We start from the raw sequence: 23,184 nt of genomic DNA, 5'->3' as shown, positions 1-23,184 counted from the left end.
GTCAGGCCTCGGCGCGAGCTTTGGCCTTCGCGCAGGGGGTGCACAGCCCGAAGACGTCGACGACATGCTCCGCATCGCGGAACCCGTGCATCGCCGCGGTGCGCTGCGCCCACTGTTCGACGTCGGTCGCCTCGATCTCGACCGTGAGCCCGCACCGGCGGCAGATGAGGTGATGGTGGTGCCCCTGCGTGCTGCACGCGCGGTAGAGCGCTTCACCGTCGGGGCTCAGCAGCGAGTCGGCGTCACCGGACGCCACCAGGCCCGCCAGCGCACGGTAGACCGTGGCCAGGCCGATGCCCGTGTTCTCGTCGCGCAGTGTGCCGTGCAGAGTCTGCGCGCTCACGAAGCCCCGCACGTCGGCGAGTGCCTCGCGCACGCGTTCGCGCTGCCAGGTGTTGCGTTGAGCCATGATTCGAGTCTAGATCCGGCCTCGTGACAGAGCCCTGAGAGCGCGGATCAGCCCTTCTTCTTCGGGGTCGGTTTCGTGATCGCGGGCGACTTCGCGGAAGCATCCGCGTCTTCAGCCGGCGTCTCCTCAACGGACTCCGCGCGTGCGGGACCATCCGTCTTCTGCTCGTCGTCCGTCGCAGCCGCGGACAGCACGCCGTCGGGGCGGATGAGCTCGCGCACCTCGGCCATGAAGCTCGACATCTGCTGCTGCTGCCAGCGCAGCTGACGGGCGCGGTCTTCGGCGTCGCGAAGCACCGTGTTGGTGTGCTCTGCGACCGTCTCGACGATCTTCTGCGCCTTGACGCGTGCCCGCTCCAGCGTCTCGCGTGCCCGCGCCTGGGCGTCGGCGTCGACCGCCTGCGCCTGCGTCCGCGCCACACGCTCGTAGTCATCCGCCTTGGCCGAGATGCGCTTCGCATGCTCGAGCGAGGAGGAGACCTGTTCGTTCGCGTCGGATGTGATGCGCTCGGCGTGCGCGACGGCCTGCTCATGCAGCACCAGGAACTCCTGCTGCGCATCATCCTGACGGCGTGCCAGCGACTCCTCGAACTCGAGCGTGCGCGCGTTCATCTCACGAGCGCTGCGCTCGGCGTCGGTGCGCAGGTCGGTGACCTCGCGCGTGACGAGGGCACGCAGTGCCGCGGCGCCCTTCTCTGCCTCAGTGCGGATGGCCGCGGCCTCACGCTCGGCCTGCGCGGCCTTCTCTGCGGCGTGCTTGCTCTCGCGCTCGATGCGCGCCTCGTGCGCGGTGTACTCGGTCTCGATCTTCAGGCGCACCTGATCGGCGTCGTGTTGCGCCTGCGTCGTGATGCGGGCGACATCGACCTCGAGGTCGGCGCGCTTGACCGCGACCTCTTCGCGAGCGGCCTCAAGGAGGCGCTCGGACTGCACGGCGGCGTTCTGGATCAGCGAGCGGGCCTGCTCTTCGGCCACACGAAGGACGGCGTCGAACTGCTGACGCGACGAGGCTTCGTCCGCGTCGGCCAGGGCGGTGTTCCCAGCGAGCTCGGCGGTGAGAGCGGCAACCTGCTCCGCAGCTTCTGCCACCTTCGCCTCGGCGGTCGCACGCTCGGCGTCGGCGGCCTGACGCGCGGACTCGGCGTCGGCCGCCTCTGCCTTCGCCGCACGCAGTGCTTCTTCGAGCTCTTCGCGCTGCGCACGGGCGGTCTTTTCGAGCTCCTCACGGGACGCGCGCTCGGCCTCGTCGCGCTCCTCCTGAGACGACTGCGCCGCCTCATCGCTCTCACGGCGGATCTGCTCGCGCGCACGCTCGATCTCGTCGCGCGTGCGGTCGTTCACGGAATCGAGGCGCTCGGTCAGGCGGCGCACCTCTGCACGCAGCGCCGTGACGGACGCGTCGACCTCGTCGCGGTCGTAGCCGCGGAAGGCCACCGTGAACGAGGCGTGCTCCCGCGGGTTGCGGTCGATGAGCTGGTCGAAGAAGTCGCCCTGCTCGTTCTCGGTCGTGCTCTGCTCGGTCACGTGCGACCTCTCCTGATTCGGCTCTCGCGACATCTGCAGCATCCGGGGCGATGTGAGACAGCGAGGAAGGAAGACCGTACCGATACCCGCTCGGCGACGGCGTGGGGTGGTTGTAGCTTAGCCCGCGATGCGCGCTCTGCGTTCGGGACGAACCCGACCCTGTGCACGGCTCACCAGCCAGCAGACTCCGTAGATCGCGAACGAGATCGTGGTGATGTACGGGCTCACGGGGAGGGTGCCCGCGAGCGCGAGCAGGATGCCGCCGACGGCCGACGTGAAACCGAACAGAGCGGCGAGAAGCGGCACGAGAACCGGTCCTGCGGCCACCCGCATCGCGGCCGCGGCGGGCGTCACGAGCAGCGCCATGACGAGCAGCGCTCCGATGATGTGCACGCTGACCGCGACGATGAGTCCCAGCAGCACCATGAAGACGATGCTGACGGTGCGCGTGGGCACGCCGCGCGCCTGCGCCGACACCGGATCGAGCGAGTCGTAGCGCAGCGGATTCCACATCAGCACGAGGCCGACCAGCACGATCGCGCTGATGCCGACGAGCCAACCCAGGTCGGGGCTGGAGACGGAGACGATCTGCCCCGTGAGGAGACTGAACTGGTTGGCACTGCGTCCGTCGTAGAGGGAGAGGAACAGGATGCCCAGGCCGAGCCCGAACGGCATCAGCACGCCGACGACCGAGTTGCGGTCGCGCGCCTTGGCGCCGAGTACGCCGATGATGATCGCCGCGACGAGTGCGCCGCCGACCGAGCCCGCCACGACGCTTCCGCCGAAGAGCAGGGCGGCGGCGGCTCCCGCGAAGGAGAGCTCGCTGATGCCGTGCACGGCGAAGGCCAGGTCGCGCTGCATCACGAAGACGCCGATGAGCCCGCCGACGACGCCGAGCACTGCACCGGCGATGATCGAGTTCGCCAGCAGCGCTACGAGCGCGCCGTAGTCCTGGAACGAGAAGATGTCGCTCCAGTCGACGGCGGGGACCATCCCGAGGCTCATTCGATGTCTCCGTGGTCGTGGGTGTCGGCATCGGGAACTCCGACGACGACCAGCCGGTCGCCCGCGCGCAGCACGAACACCGGGGCGCCGTAGAGGTCGGTCAGCACGCGGCTCTGCAGCACCTCGTCGGGAGTCCCAAGCATGAAGCGCCCGCGAGCGAGATAGAGGATGCGGTCGACCTTGCCCATGATCGGGTTGATGTCGTGGGTGACGAACAGCACGCCTGCGTTGTGCTCACGGCGCTGCCGGTCGATGATCTCGGTCACGCCCTGCTGGTTGGCGAGGTCGAGACTCGACAGCGGCTCGTCGCAGAGTAGGAGCGACGGGGAATCGACGAGCGCCTGCCCGACGCGCAGGCGTTGCTGCTCGCCACCGCTGAGCTCACCGACGCGACGGTTCGCGTAGTGCGCGGCGCCGACCGCGCTGAGGACGCTGTCGATCCGCTCATGATCGCCGCGGCGCGGCACCGGGGGGCCGAAGCGGGTGCCCTGCACGCCGAGCGCGACGACATCACGCGCGCGCATTCCGGTGTCGGGCGCGAACGGGCGGTGCTGTGGGATGTAGCCGATGCGACGGTTGCCGCGGCGGACCGGCGAACCCTCGACCTCGATGCTTCCCTCGCTGAGCGGCTGGAGACCCAGGATGCTGCGCAGCAGCGTCGTCTTACCCGAGCCGCTCGGGCCCAGCACCGCGATGAACTCCCCCGGCTCGACCTTCAGGTCGAGTCCGGCCCAGAGCTCGCGCTGGCCGCGGCGCAGGCTCGCGCCGCGGATCTCCAGCACGCTCATGCGGTCAGAGCCGCGACGAGTGAGTCGATCGCAGACGTCATCCATTCAGAGTACGTGGTTCCCTGGGGCAGGATCTCGCGGAACCCGACGACCGGAATTCCTGCGTCGCGAGCGGCGGCCTCGACACGCTCGGTCTCCGCACCGCCGGTCTGGGCGTTGCTGAGCACGGCCTTGACGTCGCCGGATGCGATGACGTCGAGCGCGTTGAGCAGCATCGCCGGCGGCACATCGCGCCCCTCTTCCACGGCGGCGGCGAAGCCCTCGGGGGCGAGGTCGGTGAGGCCGGCGGCGACGGCGAGGTAGCCGGGAACCGGCTCGGTAACGAAGACGCCGGCGCCGGCAGCATCCGTCTTGAGCTGGGCGAGCTGGGCTTCGAAGCCCTCCAGATCCGTCTGAAGCTCGGCGGCGTTCGCGGCGAACGTCTCGGCGCCTTCGGGGTCGAGCTCGGTGAGCGTACGAGCGATGTCGTCGACCAGGTGGCTCACGGTGTGAGGGTCGAACCAGACGTGCTCGTTGAAGCCCTCGATGTGCTCATGGTCGCCGTGGTCATGCGCATGTTCGTCGTGCGACTCGGACTCATGGGCGGCCTCGTCGTGCGCCACATCCGCGTCTTCCTCATGCGTCTCGTTGCCGGGGAAGTCGTGCGAGTACTCGACCGCTGTCAGCACGGTCGCCGTGCTGCCTTCGAGCAGATCGTGCATGAAGGCGTCGTAGCCGCCGCCGTTCTCGATCACAAGATCGGCACCCTGCACGGTCAGGCGATCGCGCGCGGATGCCTCGTAAGAGTGCGGATCTTTCGCGGCCGAGTCGATCAGTGCCGTCACCGTGACGCGATCGCCGCCGATGTGTGCGGCCAGGTCGCCGTAGACATTGGTCGTCGTGACGACGTCGATCGTGCCGTCGTCGACGGTCTCCGCAGCGGACGGCGCGCAGCCGGCGAGCACGAGGGCGGTCAGGGCGACGGTCACGAGGGCGATGGCGGGCTTCTTCACTCGAAAAGCATAACGCACATGAGAATCGTTATCGATAAGGAAGTTCACAGCTTCGCCCCATGTGATTCATCCCGCGGGCGAAACGTCACGCCGAACAGCGTGTCGCATGCGACACGCCCAAGGAAGGTCAGATCTCCCGCGGGATGACACGCGCAATCGGCCCCACCCCGCAGAGTCGGCGCCGGGATCGCCCCGATCAGTCGACGAGCAGCGCGGGCTCTTCGAGCACTGCAGCAACGTCGGCGATGAAGCGGCTCATGCCGTCGCCATCGATCACGCGGTGGTCGAACGAACCCGAGACCGTCGTGACCCAACGCGGGCGAACTTCACCATCGACGACCCAGGGCTTCTGCGCGATCGTGCCCATCGCGACGATGCCTGCCTCACCGGGGTTGATGATCGGGGTGCCCGCATCCATGCCGAAGACGCCGATGTTGGTGATCGTGATCGTGCCGCCCTGTTGATCGGCCGGCGAGGTCTTGCCCTCGCGCGCGGTGAGCGTCAGACGCTCCAGCGCACGGGCCAGATCTTTCATGCCGAGCAGCTGGGCGTCCTTGATGTTCGGCACGAGCAGACCGCGGGGCGTGGCCGCGGCGATGCCGAGGTTCACGTAGTGGCGCACGAGAATCTCCGCACCCGAGTCGGTGTCGACCCAGGCCGCGTTGACCATGGGGGTGCGGCGGGCGGCCCAGATCACGGCGCGCGCCATGATGAGCAGCGGCGACACCTTGATGTCGGCGAAGTCCGGGGAGGCCTTCAGGCGCTTGACGAGCTCCATCGTGCGCGAGGCATCCACCTCTTTCCACACCGTCACGTGCGGCGCGGAGTACGCGCTCTGGACCATGGCCGACGAGGTCGCCTTGCGCACGCCCTTGACGGGGATCGACTCGGTGCGAGCCGGGTCGCCGGGGGCGATGCCACGGGCGAGACCGACCGGAGCGGATGCCGGCGCCGGCCGCGTCTCTTCACGCACAGCGCCCCACTCGGGCGTCTGGATGTTGCGGAACACGCTGGCCTGCTCGGCCTGCTTCACGACGTCGTCGCGGGTCACTTCGCCGTCCGCACCCGACGGGGTCACGTCAGCCAGGTTCACACCGAGATCGCGGGCGAGCTTGCGGATCGGAGGCTTCGCCACGACACCCACGGATGCGCGCACCGGGCGCTCCGGAGTCTTGCGACGCCGCGACGACACCGCACCTGCCGAGCCATAGCCGACCAGGACGGATCCACCGCTCTCCCCCGGCACCGACGGCGTCACGGGCGCAACGGCGGCAGGCGCAGCATCCGCGCTCACGAACGTGATGATCGGAGCACCCACCTCGACCGTGTCGCCCTCGGCGGCCAGCAGCTCGCCGACCGTGCCCGCGTGCGGCGAGGGAAGCTCGACGAGCGATTTGGCCGTCTCGATCTCGCAGATGACGTCGTTGATCGCCACGGTGTCGCCGGGGGCGACCTTCCAGGTGACGATCTCAGCCTCGGTCAAGCCCTCGCCCACGTCGGGGAGGATGAAGGTCTGAGTGCTCATTGCGAGTCCTTTCGGCGGGGCCGGTCAGTACGCGAGGGCGCGGTCGACGGCTTCGAGAATACGGTCGGCGTCGGGCAGGTACGCGCCCTCGATCTTCGCCGGAGGGAAGGGGATGTCGTAACCCGACACCCGCAGCACCGGAGCCTCCAGCGCGTAGAAGGCGCGCTCCATGACGGTCGCGGCGATCTCGCTGCCCAGGCTGTTGAAGCCCGGCGCCTCCTGCGCGTAGACCATGCGCCCTGTCGAGCGCACGGAGTCGAGGATCGGTCCGTAGTCGACAGGCGACAGCGAGCGCAGGTCGATGACCTCGCAGCTCGTTCCCTCGGACTCGGCGAGCGCCGCGGCCTGCAGCAGCGTCGCGACCATGGCGCCGTGACCGACGAGGGTCACATCCGTGCCGCGACGGGCGACACGAGACGCGTGCAGCGGCAGCGCCGAGGCATCCGTCTCCACCTCGCCCTTGTGCCAGTAGCGGCTCTTGGGCTCCATGAAGATGACGGGATCCTTGGACGCGATGGCCTCCTGGATCATCCAGTAGGCGTCATTCGGCGTCGACGGCGAGATCACACGGAGGCCGGCCGTGTGCGTGAAGTACGCCTCGGGGCTCTCCTGGTGGTGCTCGACGGCGCCGATGTGCCCACCGTAGGGAATGCGGATCACGACGGGCATCGAGATCGCGCCCTCATGACGGTAGGTCAGCTTCGCGAGCTGCGAGGTGATCTGATCGAAGGCCGGGTAGACGAAGCCGTCGAACTGGATCTCGCAGACCGGGCTGAATCCGGCCATCGCGAGTCCGATCGCCGTGCCGACGATGCCCGACTCTGCCAGCGGGGTGTCGAGCACGCGCTGCGGACCGAAGTCCCTCTGCAGGTGCTCGGTGACACGGAAGACGCCGCCGAGCTGGCCGATGTCCTCCCCCATGAGCAGCACCTTGGGATTGTCTTCCATCGCCTTGCGCATGCCGGCGTTGAGCGCCTTGGCGAAGGTCATGGTCTCGAGGGTCATGCCTGCTCCTCCGTCGTGAAGGATGCTTCGTACTGGGCACGCCACGCGCGCTGCTCTTCCATGAGCGGGTGGGCCTCGCTGTAGACGTTGTCGAACATGTTCACCGGGTCGGGCCCGGGCAGTGCGTTCGTGCGCACGCGCAGGTCGTCGGCGGCCTCGGCGGCCTCGGCCTCGACATCCGCGAAGAAGGATGCTGCTGCTCCGCGCCCTTCGAGGAAGGTGCGCATGCGCGCGATCGGGTCTTTCTGCGCCCACTGCGACTCTTCGTCGGTCCCGCGGTACTTCGTGGGGTCGTCAGTCGTGGTGTGCGCGCCCATCCGGTAGGTGACGGCCTCGATCGCCCGAGGGCCCTGCCCGGCGCGTGCCTCGTCGAGCGCACGACGGGTGACCGCGTAGCTGGCGAGCACATCGTTTCCGTCGACCTGAATGCTGGGCATTCCGTATCCGCGACCGCGCAGCACGAGCGGGACGCGGGACTGCGTCTCGACCGGAACCGAGATGGCCCACTGGTTGTTCTGCAGGAAGAAGACCTCAGGCACCTGGTAGCTCGCGGCGAAGACCATCGCCTCATGCACGTCACCCTGGCTGGAGGCACCATCGCCGTAGTAGACCATGACGGCCTGATCGACGTCGGCATCGCCGGACGCGTGCTTGCCGTCGAAGGCGAGACCCATCGCGTAGCCGGTCGCGTGCAGCGTCTGCGAGCCCAGCACGAGGGTGTACAGGCGCGTGTTGCCGTTCTTGGGATCGGTCGGGTCCCACCCGCCGTGCGAGATGCCACGCATGAGCTTGATGACATCGATCGTGTCGACGCCGCGGATGCGGGTCACGACGTGCTCGCGGTATGAGGGGAAGATCGTGTCCTGCGGTCGCGCGGCGTGCGCGGATCCGACCTGCGCCGCCTCCTGCCCACGGCTCGGCGGCCACAGGGCGAGCTGGCCCTGACGTTGCAGGTTGATCGCCTGCGTGTCCACGGCGCGGATCACGACCATGTCGCGGTAGAACTGCTCGAGCTCGGCATCCGTCAGCGCTTCGATCAGCGGCAGATACTCGTCGGCAGCAGGACTCGGGGTGAACGCGCCGTCGGCATCGAGGATGCGAACGAGAGCGGGGTCGGCAGCTGTCACCGTTCTACGCTATCCGAGCATCGGCGCTCAGGGCTGGAGAGTGTGCACAACGGATTCCGCAGCTCGTAGGACTTTCTCCACGGATTCATGCTCACCGACGGATATACGCAGACCGTCTCCGGCGAAGGGGCGCACGATGAGCCCTGCGGCGTCGAACGCCTCAGCGACAGCCATCGTCTGCTCGCCCGCGGGAAGCCACACGAAGTTGCCCTGCGCATCCGGCACGTCCCAGCCCTGGGCACGGAGGCCCGCGACGAGTGCGGTGCGACGCTCGACGATCACGGCGACGCGCGCGCGCAGCTCGTCCTCCGCGTCGAGGCTCGCGATCGCCGCGAGCTCGGCCGCGGACGTGACCGACAGCGGGATCGCGGTCGTGCGGGCGGCGTCGAGCACGGAGGGGTGACCGATCGCGTAGCCGACACGAAGCCCCGCCAGCCCGAACGCCTTCGAGAAGGTGCGGAGCACGACCACGTTCGGGTGCTTCTCGAACACGCGCTCGGCGAGGCCGTCGACGGCGTCGGGCGCGGTGACGAACTCGTTGTACGCCTCATCGAGCAGGATCAGCACGTCGGAGGGGACCTTCTCGACGAAGGCGGCGAACTCGGCGCTTGTGACGATCGGCCCGGTCGGGTTGTTCGGTGTGCAGACGATGATCGCGCGGGTGCGGTCCGTGACGGCATCCGCCATCGCGTCGAGATCGTGGCGAGCATCGGGCAGCAGCGGCACCGGCACGCCTGTGGCACCGGCGACCAGCGGCAGTCCGGGGTACGCCTCGAAGGAGCGCCAGGCGTAGATGACCTCATCGCCGACGCTCGCCGCAGCCAGGACGAACTGGTAGAGGATCGACACGCTTCCGGACGCCACGTGGACGGCGTCGGGCGCGACGCCGTAGCGCTCCCCGAGTCGCGTGCGCAGGGCCGCGGCTGTCGCATCCGGGTAGCGGTTCATGGGTGTCTGCTGCGCCAGAACCTCGACGACCGACGGCAGCGGGTCGAAGGGGTTCTCGTTGCTGGAGAGCTTGAACGCGTCCGCGCCGGCGGGCTTGCCCTGACGGTACGGGGGCAGAGCAGCGATCTCAGGGCGGATGCGGGGCAGCGTGGGCTCGGTCACAGTTCGAGTGTAGAAGAGGCATCAGGGCGACGGGGCGGCAGTAGAGTTCTGGCACACTTCCGCGACGAGAGGATGCAGGATGACCGACTACGAGGTGATGCAGATCGGCGCCCCCGACGCCTGGCGGGACCACTTCGGCGGGTTCGATGCCGCACGCTCGCGCGACGGCCGACGGGTCGTGGACCATGAGCTGACGATGCAGTACATCGGCATGACCGCCAATGCGCTCGAACCGGGCGAGGAAGCCGGCTACTGGCACACGCACAGCGAGGTGGAGGAGCTTTACGTGTTCCTCGACGGCGAAGGCCAGATGGGCCTCGACGACGATCTCATCGAGGTGCGCGCCGGGTCGGTGGTGCGGGTCGGGCAGCACGTGTGGCGCACCTGGCGGGCACGGCCGGACAGCACGACACAGCTGCGGTGGCTGTGCATCCGCGCCGGCGGGACGCCTCTGCCGCACATGCCCAATGACGGATCGCGGAACCCCGACAAGGCGATGCCCTGGTGAGAGGCAGGGCCCGCGTGTAAAACTGGGCGCACTATGCGCTTCATCATCCGCGTCATCATCAACGCCTTCGCCATCTGGGTCGTCACGTTGATCCCGGGCCTGCAGGTGACCGTCACCTCCTTCGCCCCCGGCGAGACGCTGCAGCTCGTGCTCACGCTGCTCGCGATCGGTGCGATCTTCGCGATCGTGAACACGATCATCGGCACCGTGATCAAGATCGTGGCCTTCCCGCTCTACATCCTCACGCTCGGCCTCATCGGGCTGATCATCAACGGCTTCCTGCTGTGGCTGACCGCCGCGATCACGGGCTGGTTCGGCTGGGGTCTGAGCGTCGGCAACTTCTGGTGGGGCGTCGTCGCGGCCATCATCATCTCGATCATCAACGCCGTCTTCGGGGCGATCCTCCGCCCGCAGAACAAGCGCGACCGGCGCTGACGAACGGCGTCACCGCGCCGGCTCGTCTTTTACTGTGTATTCGCGAGAGGTGATGGCGGTCGCCTCGCCGAGGCGATCCAAGATCGACCGCATTCTGCCAAGGCTCCCATCGGGTGACTCATCCATCATCTGCGCCGTGTCCCGGTAGGCGTCCAGATGGTGGCTCCCCAACCAGAGATCATCCACGTGGAGCTCGGGGCGGGCGACCCGCTCAACGAGAACGACGCCGTCGGAGACCATCCCCGATCCTCCTCCTGCGAGAAGCCCCACAGGGTCGTCCTTGTGTCTGACCGCGACTTCGGCGACACCAGGAAGCGGCTGCCCCTGCAGCGGGCTGCCGTAGGAGTTGTGCGCGATCACAGTGAAGTCCCCGCTGGCAGCGATGTGCGTTCCGATCATCCCGCCCTGTGAGTGCGTCACCAGCACGACCGGATCTCCGGACTCGATCCCGGCGTCACGCATAGCTGCGACGACCGCATCGTACGAAGCGGACTCCTGCCGGTTGGCGTAGAGCTCCACGTTGGACCCCATATCCCAGGGCTGATCGGGATCAAGTCGCGTCCCGGCGATGTACACGACGTGGGTGGGCTCTCTTCCCGGCTGCGTGTACTCCTCGATGACGACCTGCGACGACCCCTCGGGCATCCGGTCCAGCAGATCGCGGAAGCCCTGCACCGGCCGGCGCGGGTGACTGACGACGGCGGGCTCAATGACCACCGTGTGATCTTTCGGGCGCAGAGGCGTCTGCGCGCCGACGACCCCGAGACCGGTCTGCTCGACCACCTTCGGGTACAGGCGCGCCACCTGGCGCCACATCGCCGCGCCCATCAGGCCGCCAGGGAAGAGCCACGCGTAATGCAGGCCCATCAGCTCTGCCTTGTTCACGAAGTGCGCATGCCGGTCTGCCTGCCACTCCGCGATGACGTCATCGGCGCGCTCAGCCAGCGTCGGTTCACGGAACCAGCGGGACCGTCCGAGCACGTCCCACCACGGAAGCTCCTGCGGTTCGATGATCGGGCTGTCTGTCAGTCGCGCCTCGACGATCTCGAAGGTATGGACCATCGTCATCAGGTTCGCGCAGGTCACGGCGATGTCGTCGACCAGCTGCTGCGTCCTCGGGATCAGTGTCATCTCGTCGAAGGGCTGCTCCGCGTCCAGCGCCAGACCCGCCACGTTCTGCAGCCGAGCAGGAACGTCGCTCATCTGCTCGCGCACCCGTGTGAGCTGGTCGTGCACGCCGCGCAGCTGCTCACTGTCAACGGCGACCACACCGCCGGACGAGATGTCGAGACCGTCATGCGCCATCACCATCCCCCCGCTCGCATCAGCTCCGCGTCGACGAGAAGCACACCTGACGCTGTGTGCTCCGCATGCTCGCGCATTCGCGCGGAGAACGCACCGATCGCCTGCGATCGCGTCTCCCACGTCGTCTGCGCGACCAGGCTCTGCAGCGTCGCGTGCAGATCGGCAAGTTCATCGCGGATGCGGTGCAGCTGGGCACGGATCTCGGAGAGCTGCCACGATTCTTCGATCGCAGCGCTGATGACGGGGATCGCGTTCAGAGGAGCCATGACGTCCACTGTGAAGTGCGGTGGCGGCTCATCGCGGACGCTCCTCCCGGTGCGTGCACAGTTGATGAACGCTCGCCGTTGTGCAGGAAACGGCACTGGCAGCATCCGTCTCCTGGTCGATAATGGAGCAATGACCGATCCGGACCCGTTTCGCGTCATCTTCGTGTGCACAGGCAACATCTGCCGCTCCCCGATGGCAGAGATCGTCTTCCGCGAGCTGGTGAAGGAACGTGGGCTCAGCGGCCGCATCGTCTCGCGCAGTGCCGGCACCGGAGATTGGCACGTCGGCGAGCACGCTGATGAACGCACGATCGACGCGCTCGCACGCCGCGGCTACGACGGCTCCGCGCACCGCGCCCGCCAGTTCACCGCCGACTCTTTCGCTGAGAACGACCTCGTCGTCGCACTCGACCGCACGCACGAGCGCATTCTGACGCAGTGGGCGCGCGATGAATCTGATGAGGGCAAGGTCACGCTGCTGCTCACCTTCGGAGCCCACGGGGACGGCCTCGATGTGCCCGATCCGTACTATGCCGACACCCAGATGTTCGACGACGTGCTCGGTATGATTGAGAACGCGAGCCACGGTCTTCTCCGACAGCTCGAACCCGCCATTCGGCCGCCGGCGCCCCGCCACTGAGGGTGCCTCTATCAGGAGGTCTCCCCTGACTGCCCAGCCTTCCCTCCCGTTCCAGCCGCTGAGCCCGCTCGATGGCCGCTACCGCGGTGCCGTCGCAGCACTGTCGGACTACCTCTCCGAGGCAGGCCTGAACCGCGCCCGCGTCGAGGTCGAGGTCGAGTGGCTCATCGCGCTCACCGATCGCTCACTGTTCGAGACCCAGCCGCTGTCGGATGCCGACAAGCAGGCACTGCGCGGTCTGTACCGCGACTTCGGCCAGGACGAGATCGACTGGCTCGCCGAGAAGGAAGCCGTGACGCAGCACGACGTCAAGGCCATCGAGTACCTCGTGCGCGACCGTCTCGCGACTCTCGGTCTCGACAAGATCGCCGAGCTCACCCACTTCGCGTGCACGAGCGAAGACATCAACTCGGCCTCGTACGCGCTGACCGTCAAGCGCGCCGTCGAAGAGGTCTGGCTGCCCGCCCTCGACACCGTGATCGCCAAGCTCCGTGAGCTGGGAGAAGAGCACGCGGATGCGGCGATGCTGTCGCGCACCCACGGCCAGCCCGCCACCCCCTCGACCATGGGCAAGGAACTCGCCGTCTTCGCGTGGCGCCTCGAGCGTGTGCGCGCTCAGATCGCGGCATCCGACTACCTCGCGAAGTTCTCCGGCGCGACCGGCACCTGGTCGGCGCACCTGTCGGCCGACCCCGACGCCGACTGGCCGACGATCGCCCGCGAGTACATCGAGGGCATGGGCATCGGGTTCAACCTGCTGACGACCCAGATCGAGTCGCACGACTGGCAGGTCGAGCTGTACGACCGCGTGCGTCACGCCGGTGGCATCCTGCACAACCTCGCGACCGACATCTGGACCTACATCTCGCTCGGCTACTTCGCGCAGATCCCCGTCGCGGGTGCGACCGGGTCGTCGACGATGCCTCACAAGATCAACCCGATCCGCTTCGAGAACGCCGAGGCGAACCTCGAGATCTCCGGCGCCCTGCTCGGTTCGCTCTCGCAGACACTCGTCACCTCGCGCCTGCAGCGTGACCTCACGGACTCGACCACGCAGCGCAACATCGGCGTCGCGTTCGGGCACTCGCTGCTCGCGCTCGACAACCTGCGCCGGGGCCTGAACGCGATCTCGCTGCGCCGCGACGTGCTGCTCGACGACCTCGACACGAACTGGGAGGTTCTTGCCGAGGCGATCCAGACCGTGATCCGCGCAGAGGTCGTCGCTGGCCGTTCGACGATCACCGACCCCTACGCGCTGCTCAAGGAGCTCACCCGCGGCCACCGCGTCGGCGCGGCCGAGCTCGCCGAGTTCGTGCAGGGCCTCGAGATCGGCGATGCCGCGAAGCAGCGTCTTCTCGCGCTGACGCCCGCCACATACACGGGAATCGCCGAGCGCCTCGCGCGCTGATCCGACCTAAAGCAGAAGCGCACGTCCCCATGGGGGCGTGCGCTTCTGCGTTGCACAGGTGTGCGGACACGTGACCGAGCGTGAGCCGACCCTACGGGTGCGTGGGCTTCGGGGCGCCGCCGGCGGGGGCATCGCCCTCTGCGTCACCGGCGGACGCGTCATAGAGCACGGGGCGGTCGACGGTCTTGGTGACCTCGGCGGGATCGACGGCGAGCATGAGCATCGCGAGGCCGAGGAGCGTCACGATGAACGCGGCACCGCCGACGACGAGGCTGAGCGCCACCGGCGTGAGGCCCTCGTACAGTCCACGCGAGATGAGGTCGTTGACACGGGAGGTGAAGGCACCTGTGGAGAACAGCGTCACCACAGCCGCGAACACACCGCACGCGAGCGCGATGAGAAGAAGGTGAAGTGGTCGCAGCAGGTCGCGGCGGGTGGTCTTGTCGCTCATGCGTGGCCTCCCTTTTCGGTCGCCTCAGCGCGCGGCGCGGGGGCTTCGGTAATGATGTCGGCACGGTCTGGGGTGGTCGTGCGCGGAGAGAAGGCGGCGATGCCGAGGATGACGGCGACGATGGCCGCGTACCCTCCGAAAAGGCCGACGGCGATCGTGATGCCGGTGAGCGTGAAGTCGCCCGCCCCTTCGATCGAGTAGTCGAGCGCGTACTGCACCGGGACGACGAGCAGGACGACGGCAAGCAGCATGCCGAGCGCACCGATGAGGAGTGCGTCGCGCGTGGTCTCGTCGGCCACACCGCCCGGAACGGGCACGACTCCCTGGGCGCGCGCGCGTCGACCGCGGATGCCGACGATGAGCTCGACCAGGCCGGTGGCCGCCGCCCAGACGATCACGAGCACGAAGAAGAGAACGTCGCTGCGCCACATCGGAACACCGCCGGCGATACCGGCGATGAAGCTGATCGCCGCGAGAAGCACCCACGGCCAGCGGTTGCCGGATGCGGCGACGAGCCATGCGGCGAGGACGCACACGAGCGCGGTGGCGACGGCGAAACCACTGAAGACAGCGAGACCGACCTGCGCCGAATGATCCGACGAGAAGGTGATCATGAGTGCGGCAGCGGCCGCGAACAGCGCACGCAGGGACTGCACGGTGCGCGCTGTAAAGGTGTGGGCAACAGGTGCCGGCATGTTCAATCCTCTGACAGACGGGGTACCTCCCCAGTCTACGCGCGCGCTGTGAGGGATCTCCTGAGTTCCTGCAAGGGTCCGGATCCGCCAGCGGGCACCCGAGCATGCCCGGGGAGCGATTCCGATCCCGGCCGCGAAGAAGGGAGCAAGATGGAGGGGTGGCTGAACCTCTCGCTGAACTCACCGCAATGCCCGATCCCCAGTATGTCTACGCGGCGGACGGCACCCGCCTGGCGACGTACACCTGGGGCGAACTCGATGCCCCCGTGATCATCGCGGTGCACGGCTTCGCGTCCAGCGCGCGCGACACCTGGGTGCTCACGGGATGGATACGGGCCCTGATGCGTGAGGGGTACCGCGTGCTCGCGCTCGACCAGCGTGGGCATGGCAAGAGCGACAAACCTCATGAGGGCGAGGCGTACGCGATGCGCACCCTCGCGAACGATGTCGAGACGGTCATGGACACCTACCTCGTCGACGACGCGATGTACCTGGGATACTCGCTCGGCGCCCGCGTGGGGTGGGAGGTCGTTCGCGACCTGCCGCACCGCATCTCGCGGGCCATTCTCGGTGGCGTCCCCGAGGGGATCCCCCTGGAGCGCCTCGATCTCGACGAGGTTCGCGGGTACATCATCGACGGCACGCCCGTTCAGGATGTGACGACGCAGGCGTACATCGCCTTGACCGAGCGTGTTCCCGGCAACGACCTGACTGCGCTGCTCGCACTCGCGGAGGGCATGCGCGTCTCGCGCACGCTCAACCCCGACGCGTCGAACGCCCCGACGACGCCGACGCTGTTCGCGACCGGCTCGGAAGACACCGTCATCGAAGGGTCACGGGCACTGGCGGCATCCTGTCCCAACAGTGAGTTCTTCGAGATCCCCGGCCGCAATCACTTCAACGCGCCGGGGTCGCGCGCGTTCAAAGAGGCGGCGCTGGAGTTTCTGGCGAAGGGCTGACGCCGGAGGCATCCGCCCCACGCCGCCGGATCCTCAACTCGCTGACCAGCGTGCCCAGGATGATGAGCCCCGCGCCGAGGATCGCGAGTGCGGGGATGCGCTCGCCCGCGATGCGCCCGACGACACCGGCCCACACGGGCTCGGCGGCGTAGATGATCGTCGCCTTCGTCGGTGAGACCGAGCGCTGCGCCCAGGTCATCGTGAGCTGAATCAGCGCGCTGACCGCCCCCATGCCAACCGCGGCGAGCACCCAGACCCAGGAGAACGCGGGCACGCTCTCGCCGACGACCGGCATGGCGGCGAAGCCGAGCACGCCGGCCGTGAGCAGCTGCACGACCGTGAGCCGACCCAGGTCGAACTTCGCGGTGAACAGGCTGATCAGGATGATCTCCGCAGCGATCGGGATCGTGCTGATCAGGGTGAGGATCTCTCCCTCGCCGAACGCGAAGCCGTCAGCTGTGGGACCGGCCACGAGGAGGAGGCCGACGAAGGCAAGCGCCAGGCCGACGAGCGTCAGCGCGCGCGGCGCTTTGCGGAAGACGATCCACTGCAGCAGCGGAACCAACGGCACGTAGAAGGCGGTGATGAAGGCAGAGGTGCTCGAGTCGATGGTCTGCAGTCCCGCGGTCTGCAGACCATAGCCACCGAAGATGGCGGCGCCGATCGCCGCACCGGCGAGCATCTCCTGCCAGCGGATGCCTCGCAGCACCCGCCAGAACAGCACGGCACACAGCAGGCCCGCGGTGAGGAACCTCACCCCGACGAAGAACATCGGACCGCTGTGATCCATCGCCGTATGCACGATCAGGAACGTTCCGCCCCAGAAGACGGTGATCACGATGAGCGCGAGCTCTTGTCGGCTCAGGCCGCTCCAGCGCAGGCGGGAGCGAAGGGGTGCGGATGTCACCGCTTAACGTTAGTCGCGCGGAGCGAGCTCACCGTTGCGGTTCGCGACGGCGCAGCATCCGCTTCGACGGCTTCTTGAGGATGGCGATCGGCTGGGTCGTGGTCACGACGGCGTCGACATTCATCGAACCGTCGACGGGCCCGACGATCGCGATGGGCGTCGTGAGCGTCGGCTCGTCCGGCTCGACCGGGAGCTTCGCGAGTCGGCGGTGCTCCTTGATGTACGCGGGGATCAGCAGCGCAGCGGCGCCCACCCAGGCAAGGGTGTTGCTGAGCGCGACACCCGCGAAGTCAAGCAGCGCCCCGAGAATGATGGCCGCGGCGACGCGCATGACGAGCTCGACGACGCCGGTCACAGTGGGGATGAGCGTGTGGCCGAGCCCCTGCAGTGCGCCGCGAAGCACGAACAGCACGGCGAGCGCGGAGTAACTGAGGCCGTTGATGATGAGCATGAGGTGCGCCATCTCGACGACGTTGTCAGAACCTTCGCCGACGAAAAGTCGAATCATCGGGGTGCCGAAGGCCACGAGCAGCGCACCGAGGACGACGGCTGCGATGATCGACATCCAGGTCGCCTCGACCACGCCCTTGCGGATGCGGTCGGGGCGCTTGCCGCCGTGGTTCTGCGCGACGTACATCGACACCGCGAGTCCGAGCGAGGACAGCAGCGCGACGGCGAGACCATCGACGCGGGATCCGGTCGTGTAGGCGGCGACGGCATCCGCACCGAGGGTGTTGAGCGCCACCTGCACGGTGAGCGTGCCGATCGCGATGATCGAGGCCTGGAAGCCCATCGGCAGTCCGATGCGCAGGTGCTCGCCGAGGTCGGCCTTGGTGACGGCACGGAAATCCGCGCGCGAGACCTTGAGGTCCTGCAGGCGGCGACGCACGAACTCAAGACACATGAGCACGGAGACGACCTGGGCGACGACGGTCGCAAGAGCTGCGCCCGCGACTCCCCATCCGAGCGGGCCGACCATGAGCACGACGAGGCCCACGTTGAGCACGCACGAGATCGACAGGAAGATGAGCGGTGTGCGCGAGTCGCCGATCGCGCGGACGATCGCGGCCAGGTAGTTGAAGGCCATCATGGCGCTCGCGCCCAGGAAGCTGATCTGCGTGAACACGGTCGCCTCGGCGAGCAGCTCGGGCGGCGTCTGCATGAGGCGAAGCGCAGGTTCGCTGACGAGCGGCGCGACGATGGTCAGCAGAATGCTCAGGATGCCGGTGAGCACGGTCCCCGCTGCCACCGAACGCCGAACCCCTGCCGCATCCCGCGCCCCGAAGGCCTGCGCGGTGGGAATCGCGAAGCCAGAGGTCACACCCCAGGCGAAGCCGAGCAGCAGGAACAGCAGACTTCCGGTCGCACCGACGGCGGCGAGCGAGTTCACTCCGAGGTGGCGGCCCACGACGATCGCGTCGGCGAACTGGTACAGCTGCTGCACGACGTTGCCGATGAGCAGGGGGATCGAGAAGGCCAGGATGACGCGCCAGGGGCGGCCAGTGGTCAGGGAGGTAGCCATGGGTGCTCGCAGAACAGAAACGGGGGATGTGGGGTGTCGGATGCGGCACCGTTGCTCGATTCTATCGAATCGATTCGACAACACGGAACACGGACATTCGTCTTCCGCCCCGCCGTGGCGTGCGCAAGACTGACCGCATACTCCTGCGAAGGGCGACGCACATGACTGTATCCACCTCCGACCAGCCTGACGTCTGGTTCGCCCGCCCCGCGGAAGCCGTGGCCGAGGCCCTCGGCGTCGATCCGACCACTGGGCTCTCCTCGAGCGAGGTCACCCAGCGGCGAGAGCGGTACGGCAGCAACACGATCCCCGCCGAACGGGGGCCCTCGCTCTGGCAGATCGCGCTGCGCCTGCTCGTGGATCCCATGAACATCATGCTCATCGCCGTCACTGTCGTGAGCTGCTTCATCGATCAGATCCCCGTCGCGGTGATGGTCGGCCTGCTCGTGGTCGTCAACGTCGTCATGGGGGCGCGGCAGGAGATGTCGGCGCGTGCCGCGGTCGACGCCCTCTCAGACCTGCAGATCCCGCACGCCCGCGTGGTGCGAGACGGATCGACGCAGGAGATCCCGGCCTCGGAGCTCGTTCCCGGCGATATCGTCCTGCTTGAGGCGGGAGACCTCGTGCCCGCGGATGCGCGCATCCTCCGCGCGGCGCGGCTCGAGGCGCAGGAGGCCGCGCTCACCGGTGAGAGCGCACCGGTTGACAAAGGCGTTGACGTAGTCGCCGATACCGATGCGACACTCGGCGATCGCAGCTCGATGGTCTTCCAGAACACGCAGATCACGCGCGGCACCGCCACCGTCGTGGTGACCGATACGGGCGCCGCGACGCAGATGGGTCGAATCGCCGAACTGCTCGCCGCCGTCGAGCCGACGCTGTCGCCCCTGCAGCGGGAGCTGCGCTCGCTCACCAAGGTGCTGGCCCTCATCGCCTGGGGCGCCGTGGCGATCATCGTCGTGATCGGCGTGGCCCGCCAGCAGCCCTTCGAGGCGCTGCTGCTGCTCGGGATCTCGATGGCGATCTCGGCGATCCCCTCCGGCATGCCGACCTTCGTGCAGGGGATGCTCGCCTACGGCGCAAAGATGCTCGCCGATCATCGCGCCGTCGTGAAGAACCTCGCTGACGTCGAGACACTGGGCGCCACGAGCGCGATCAACTCCGACAAGACGGGCACTCTGACCCTCAACGAGATGACGGTGCAGAAGCTCTATTTCGCACACGAGTGGTTCACCGTGAGCGGAGGCGGCTACTCCAAGCAGGGCGAGATCCGCGGCGCCGCAGGCACCACGGTGCCTGATTTCACCGCCCTCGCCTACGGTCTCTGCCTCTGCAGCGATGCGACCGTCTCCGACACCGGCGTCGTCATCGGCGATCCCACAGAAGCGGCACTGATCGTGCTCGCCGCGAAGCTCGGCGTCGATGCCGAGCTGACCCGCCGCGAGTACCCCCGCGTGGCCGAGGTGCCCTTCGACTCCGAGTACAAGTTCATGGCGACGTTCCACCACGCCCCTGTGCGCGGGGAGGAGCGCCTGCTGAGCGTCGTCAAGGGCGGAGTGGATGTCGTGCTCGCCCGCTGCTCCAAGGCCATGACCGCCGACGGCACACACGTGGACATCGAAGAGGAACGGGCCCGCATCGAGCAGGCACAGCGAGAGCTATCCGAGCAGGGACTGCGGGTGCTCGCGTTCGCCTTCCGCGCCGACGATGCGCTTGAGGCGGCCATGACCGCCAACCCCATGAGCGCCGTCGAGGACCTCGTCTTCGTCGGGATGGTGGGCATCATCGATCCCCTGCGGCCCTCGTCCGTCGACGCCGTGCGGACGGCGCACGAGGCCGGCATCGAGGTGCGCATGATCACCGGTGACCACGCGATCACCGCCGCGGCGATCGGCGCGCAGCTCGATCTGGGCCCCGGCGCTGCGAGCGGCAGCGACCTGCGTACGATGAGCGACGCGGAGCTGAGCGCGCAACTTCCGAACATCCACGTCTTCGGCCGCGTGACGCCAGAGGACAAGCTGCGCATCGCACGGCTCATGCAGGAGTCCGGTGAGATCGTCGCGATGACCGGCGACGCGGTGAACGATGCCGCGGCACTCAAGCAGGCAGACGTCGGCGTCGCGATGGGCTCGGGCAGCGAGGTGACCAAGCAGGCCGGCAACATGATCCTCACCGATGACAACTTCGGCACCCTCATCACCGCGATCACGGTGGGCCGGTCGATCTACGAGAAGATCGTCAGCTACGCGCGCTTCCAGATGTCGCTGCTGTTCTCGCTCGTGATCCTGTTCCTCACCGCGAGCATCTTCAACATCAACGAGGGCGTGCCCATGACACCCCTCATGGTGCTGTTCCTCAACTTCTTCACGACCATGTTCCCCGTGATCGTCATCCTGCTCGACCCGGTTCCTGACGACATCATGTCGCGTCCACCACGCGATCCGAAGGTCACGCTCTCGCACCCGGGTGCCGTGCTGCAGTGGCTGCTGTTCGGTGCAGTGATCGCCGCGACGACCATCACGCCGCTGCTCACCCGGGCCGACGAGCTCCACGGCGAGCAGCCGAGCGTCCCAGTGACGATGGCCTTCGCGGTGGCGAGCTTCGGTGCGATCCTCGGCGGGCTGGCGATGCGTCGCTCCCCCGGCTCAGGGTTCGTCTCGCCGATCGCCAATGCGCTGAAGTGGCTGGCGATCCCTGCGGTCATGACGGTCGCCTGCGTCGAGCTCGGTTTCCTGCAGCGACTGATCGGCACCGTGTCGCTCAGCGGCAGCGAATGGCTCACCGTTCTCGCCCTGGCCGTCATCGTGCCGCTCGTCGTTGAGGCACAGAAGGCGATTCTGCGCCGCACGGCGTCACTCCGCTGAGGTGCTTCGCGAGGCGCGGCGCAGCATCAGCGCACCGAGGAAGCCCAGGATGAGGAACGCGCTGGCGATGAGGATCGCCCAGCGGGTGGCATCCGCGAATCCCGCCGCGAGGGCGTCCACGGCCGCCGCCGTCTGGTCACCGAGCGTGCTCGCCTCTCCCTGATCGCGCAGCTGACCGATGACGGCGCCCGCAGACTGACGGGTGCTCTCTGCGAGCGCATCGGCGGATGATCCGCTGAAGCCCGCCGCCGCGAGCGAGCCCGGCAGAGTGATCGCGAGAGCGACCGACAACGCCGCGCCCGCGAAAGCCGTGCCGAGCGCGGAGCCGATCTGCCGCACAGTGCTCTGCGTCGCGGACGCCTGCCCCGAGGAATCCACCGGCACATCGCGCAGCACCGTTCCGGTGAGCTGCGCGGAAGCGAGACCCAACCCGAGGCCGTAGACGATCAGCGGCACGGCGATCAGCCATCCGGGACTCGTGCTCGTGAGCAGCAGTGCCATGACGATCGCGCCGACCACCTCGAGGCCGAGGCCCAGCAGCACCGTGCCCGGCGCCCCCAACCGCACAGCGAGATGCCGTGCGGCCGCGCCGGAGAGGAACGCGCCGATGGCCATCGCGGCGAGGACGAGACCCGCACCCATCACATCGAGGCCGAGCGCGTTGATGAGGAACAGCGGCAGGACGAAGATGATCGCGAACTCGCCGACCGCGACCATCGCCGCCGTGAGGTTTCCCCAGGAGAAGGTCGGGAGCACGAAGAGGTTGAGGTCGAGCAGCGCCGAACGCTGCACGCGCTCACGATGGCGTTCCCAGATCACGAAGAGCGTCAGCGCCACCGCCGCGATCGCGAAAGCGACGGGAACCGCCGACACCGGGGCATCCGTGGGCCATTTCCATCCGAAGACCTGCAGGTCGCCCGATGGCGCCCACCACCCGAGGTCCGGCCCCTCGATCACCGCGAACACGAGCGCGCCGAAGCCGATCGCGCTCAGCAGCGCCCCGTCGACATCGGCCCCCGGGAGCTTCTTGACCGCGCGTGTCTCCGGGACGGTGAACAGGGCCGCGACGAGCACGATCAGCCCGAGCGGCACGTTCACGAGGAAGATCCAGTGCCAGCCCGCCCACTGCGTCAGCGCCCCACCCGCCAGCGGCCCGATCGCAGCCGCACCCGAGATGACTGCACCCCATACGCCGAACGCGGCCGCCCGGTACCTCCCGCGAAACACCGCGTTCACGGTGGACAGCGTCGAAGGCATGATGAGTGCGGCGCCGACGGCCTGCACGGCGCGCGCCGCGATGAGCAGGCCTGCATCCGATGCCATCGCGGCGAGCACGCTGCCGAGCATGAACACGAGGAGGCCTGCGATGAACAGACGCTTGCGCCCCCAGCTGTCTGCGAGCTTGCCTGTCGACAGGAGCAGCGCCGCCAGCAGCACGGCGTACAGGCTGTTGACCCACTGCGCATCGGTGAGGGTGAGCCCGAGATCCTCGATCATCGCCGGCAATGCGACACCGACGATCGTTCCGTCGAGGACGATCATTCCGAGTCCTGCGGCGAGGACGGCGAGCGCCATCCAGTCGCGGCGACTCGGCGCCTGCGCCCGTGCTTTGTCCGCGGTCACTGCATGCATGCGAAATCCTCTCCGTCTGCCTGCAGTCTGCCGCGTCCGCCACGGGATGCGAATCATTCAAACGGTGGAGTTGTACAGATAGAAGAGGGACGGCACCCGGATGCTTCC

The 23,184-nt window shown here is 67.9% G+C and carries 22 protein-coding genes; 6 read left to right on the top strand and 16 right to left on the bottom strand.

Annotated features, from left to right (window positions below):
• Window position 1: 1 nt before the first annotated feature.
• From AC1REM_RS03710 to AC1REM_RS03670, 9 genes are all read right to left on the bottom strand, one after another.
• The gene (locus AC1REM_RS03710) at window positions 2-409 is read right to left on the bottom strand and encodes a Fur family transcriptional regulator (RefSeq protein ID WP_204938662.1); all 408 of its coding nucleotides are present in this window, start codon (window positions 407-409) and stop codon (window positions 2-4) included.
• 47 nt (window positions 410-456) lie between these two features.
• Window positions 457-1,932: a coiled-coil domain-containing protein gene (locus AC1REM_RS03705; RefSeq protein WP_492513382.1), complete on the bottom strand. Its 1,476-nt coding sequence runs from the start codon at window positions 1,930-1,932 to the stop codon at window positions 457-459.
• Between the two features lie 117 nt (window positions 1,933-2,049).
• Complete coding sequence (locus tag AC1REM_RS03700; protein WP_492513381.1) at window positions 2,050-2,937, bottom strand: metal ABC transporter permease; 888 nt, start codon at window positions 2,935-2,937, stop codon at window positions 2,050-2,052.
• Window positions 2,934-3,725, bottom strand: a complete 792-nt coding sequence (locus AC1REM_RS03695) for a metal ABC transporter ATP-binding protein (RefSeq protein WP_492513380.1) — start codon at window positions 3,723-3,725, stop codon at window positions 2,934-2,936. The genes AC1REM_RS03700 and AC1REM_RS03695 overlap by 4 nt, the downstream gene beginning before the upstream one ends.
• Window positions 3,722-4,717, bottom strand: coding sequence for a metal ABC transporter solute-binding protein, Zn/Mn family (locus tag AC1REM_RS03690; protein ID WP_492513379.1), 996 nt, complete (start codon window positions 4,715-4,717; stop codon window positions 3,722-3,724). Before AC1REM_RS03690 ends, AC1REM_RS03695 begins: the two co-directional genes overlap by 4 nt.
• A 196-nt stretch (window positions 4,718-4,913) precedes the next feature.
• Window positions 4,914-6,242: a dihydrolipoamide acetyltransferase family protein gene (locus tag AC1REM_RS03685; RefSeq protein WP_492513378.1), complete on the bottom strand. Its 1,329-nt coding sequence runs from the start codon at window positions 6,240-6,242 to the stop codon at window positions 4,914-4,916.
• A 24-nt stretch (window positions 6,243-6,266) separates the two neighbouring features.
• Window positions 6,267-7,247 (bottom strand): alpha-ketoacid dehydrogenase subunit beta, encoded by a 981-nt coding sequence (locus AC1REM_RS03680; RefSeq protein WP_489968310.1) that lies wholly within the window; start codon window positions 7,245-7,247, stop codon window positions 6,267-6,269.
• Window positions 7,244-8,374, bottom strand: a complete 1,131-nt coding sequence (locus tag AC1REM_RS03675; protein WP_492513377.1) for a thiamine pyrophosphate-dependent enzyme — start codon at window positions 8,372-8,374, stop codon at window positions 7,244-7,246. Before AC1REM_RS03675 ends, AC1REM_RS03680 begins: the two co-directional genes overlap by 4 nt.
• A gap of 27 nt (window positions 8,375-8,401) precedes the next feature.
• Complete coding sequence (locus AC1REM_RS03670; RefSeq protein WP_492513376.1) at window positions 8,402-9,484, bottom strand: histidinol-phosphate transaminase; 1,083 nt, start codon at window positions 9,482-9,484, stop codon at window positions 8,402-8,404.
• 79 nt (window positions 9,485-9,563) lie between these two features.
• On the opposite strand from AC1REM_RS03670, the gene AC1REM_RS03665 reads away from it, so the two are divergent.
• Both AC1REM_RS03665 and AC1REM_RS03660 read left to right on the top strand, forming a co-directional pair.
• Complete coding sequence (locus AC1REM_RS03665) at window positions 9,564-9,992, top strand: cupin domain-containing protein (protein WP_492513375.1); 429 nt, start codon at window positions 9,564-9,566, stop codon at window positions 9,990-9,992.
• 33 nt (window positions 9,993-10,025) lie between these two features.
• Entirely contained in the window at window positions 10,026-10,427 is a 402-nt protein-coding gene (locus AC1REM_RS03660) for a phage holin family protein (protein ID WP_492513374.1), read from the top strand.
• 9 nt (window positions 10,428-10,436) lie between these two features.
• Here the strand turns inward: AC1REM_RS03660 and AC1REM_RS03655 are convergent, their stop codons facing one another.
• Both AC1REM_RS03655 and AC1REM_RS03650 read right to left on the bottom strand, forming a co-directional pair.
• Entirely contained in the window at window positions 10,437-11,732 is a 1,296-nt protein-coding gene (locus AC1REM_RS03655) for a hypothetical protein (RefSeq protein WP_492513373.1), read from the bottom strand.
• A complete protein-coding gene (locus AC1REM_RS03650; protein ID WP_492513372.1) occupies window positions 11,732-11,998 on the bottom strand; it encodes a hypothetical protein in 267 nt (88 codons plus the stop codon). Before AC1REM_RS03650 ends, AC1REM_RS03655 begins: the two co-directional genes overlap by 1 nt.
• 130 nt (window positions 11,999-12,128) lie before the next feature.
• Here AC1REM_RS03650 and AC1REM_RS03645 point away from each other — a divergent pair, with 130 nt between their 5' ends.
• Window positions 12,129-12,638, top strand: a complete 510-nt coding sequence (locus tag AC1REM_RS03645) for a low molecular weight protein-tyrosine-phosphatase (RefSeq protein ID WP_204938642.1) — start codon at window positions 12,129-12,131, stop codon at window positions 12,636-12,638.
• A 25-nt stretch (window positions 12,639-12,663) separates the two neighbouring features.
• Window positions 12,664-14,046, top strand: a complete 1,383-nt coding sequence (gene purB / locus AC1REM_RS03640; RefSeq protein WP_492514467.1) for an adenylosuccinate lyase — start codon at window positions 12,664-12,666, stop codon at window positions 14,044-14,046.
• A gap of 91 nt (window positions 14,047-14,137) precedes the next feature.
• Here the strand turns inward: purB and AC1REM_RS03635 are convergent, their stop codons facing one another.
• Window positions 14,138-14,497 carry a hypothetical protein gene (locus AC1REM_RS03635; protein ID WP_492513371.1) on the bottom strand — a complete coding sequence of 120 codons (360 nt, stop codon included), beginning with the start codon at window positions 14,495-14,497 and terminating at the stop codon, window positions 14,138-14,140.
• Window positions 14,494-15,192 carry an acyl-CoA synthetase gene (locus AC1REM_RS03630; RefSeq protein WP_492513370.1) on the bottom strand — a complete coding sequence of 233 codons (699 nt, stop codon included), beginning with the start codon at window positions 15,190-15,192 and terminating at the stop codon, window positions 14,494-14,496. Before AC1REM_RS03630 ends, AC1REM_RS03635 begins: the two co-directional genes overlap by 4 nt.
• 158 nt (window positions 15,193-15,350) lie before the next feature.
• Here AC1REM_RS03630 and AC1REM_RS03625 point away from each other — a divergent pair, with 158 nt between their 5' ends.
• Window positions 15,351-16,151 carry an alpha/beta fold hydrolase gene (locus AC1REM_RS03625; RefSeq protein ID WP_492513369.1) on the top strand — a complete coding sequence of 267 codons (801 nt, stop codon included), beginning with the start codon at window positions 15,351-15,353 and terminating at the stop codon, window positions 16,149-16,151.
• On the opposite strand, the gene AC1REM_RS03620 is transcribed toward AC1REM_RS03625, so the two are convergent.
• Window positions 16,114-17,058 carry a DMT family transporter gene (locus AC1REM_RS03620; protein ID WP_492513368.1) on the bottom strand — a complete coding sequence of 315 codons (945 nt, stop codon included), beginning with the start codon at window positions 17,056-17,058 and terminating at the stop codon, window positions 16,114-16,116. The two genes, AC1REM_RS03625 and AC1REM_RS03620, sit on opposite strands and share 38 nt — an antisense overlap.
• A 28-nt stretch (window positions 17,059-17,086) precedes the next feature.
• Window positions 17,087-18,580, bottom strand: coding sequence for an MATE family efflux transporter (locus AC1REM_RS03615; RefSeq protein WP_492513367.1), 1,494 nt, complete (start codon window positions 18,578-18,580; stop codon window positions 17,087-17,089).
• 161 nt (window positions 18,581-18,741) lie between these two features.
• On the opposite strand from AC1REM_RS03615, the gene AC1REM_RS03610 reads away from it, so the two are divergent.
• Complete coding sequence (locus tag AC1REM_RS03610) at window positions 18,742-21,444, top strand: cation-translocating P-type ATPase (RefSeq protein WP_492513366.1); 2,703 nt, start codon at window positions 18,742-18,744, stop codon at window positions 21,442-21,444.
• Here AC1REM_RS03610 and AC1REM_RS03605 read toward each other — a convergent pair.
• Window positions 21,433-23,076 (bottom strand): MFS transporter, encoded by a 1,644-nt coding sequence (locus AC1REM_RS03605; protein WP_492513365.1) that lies wholly within the window; start codon window positions 23,074-23,076, stop codon window positions 21,433-21,435. The two genes, AC1REM_RS03610 and AC1REM_RS03605, sit on opposite strands and share 12 nt — an antisense overlap.
• Between the last annotated feature and the right edge of the window lie 108 nt (window positions 23,077-23,184).

The sequence above is a fragment of the Microbacterium sp. GW823-FHT02G05 genome, assembly GCF_058797175.1.
This window is presented reverse-complemented; position numbering and strand designations above follow the sequence as displayed.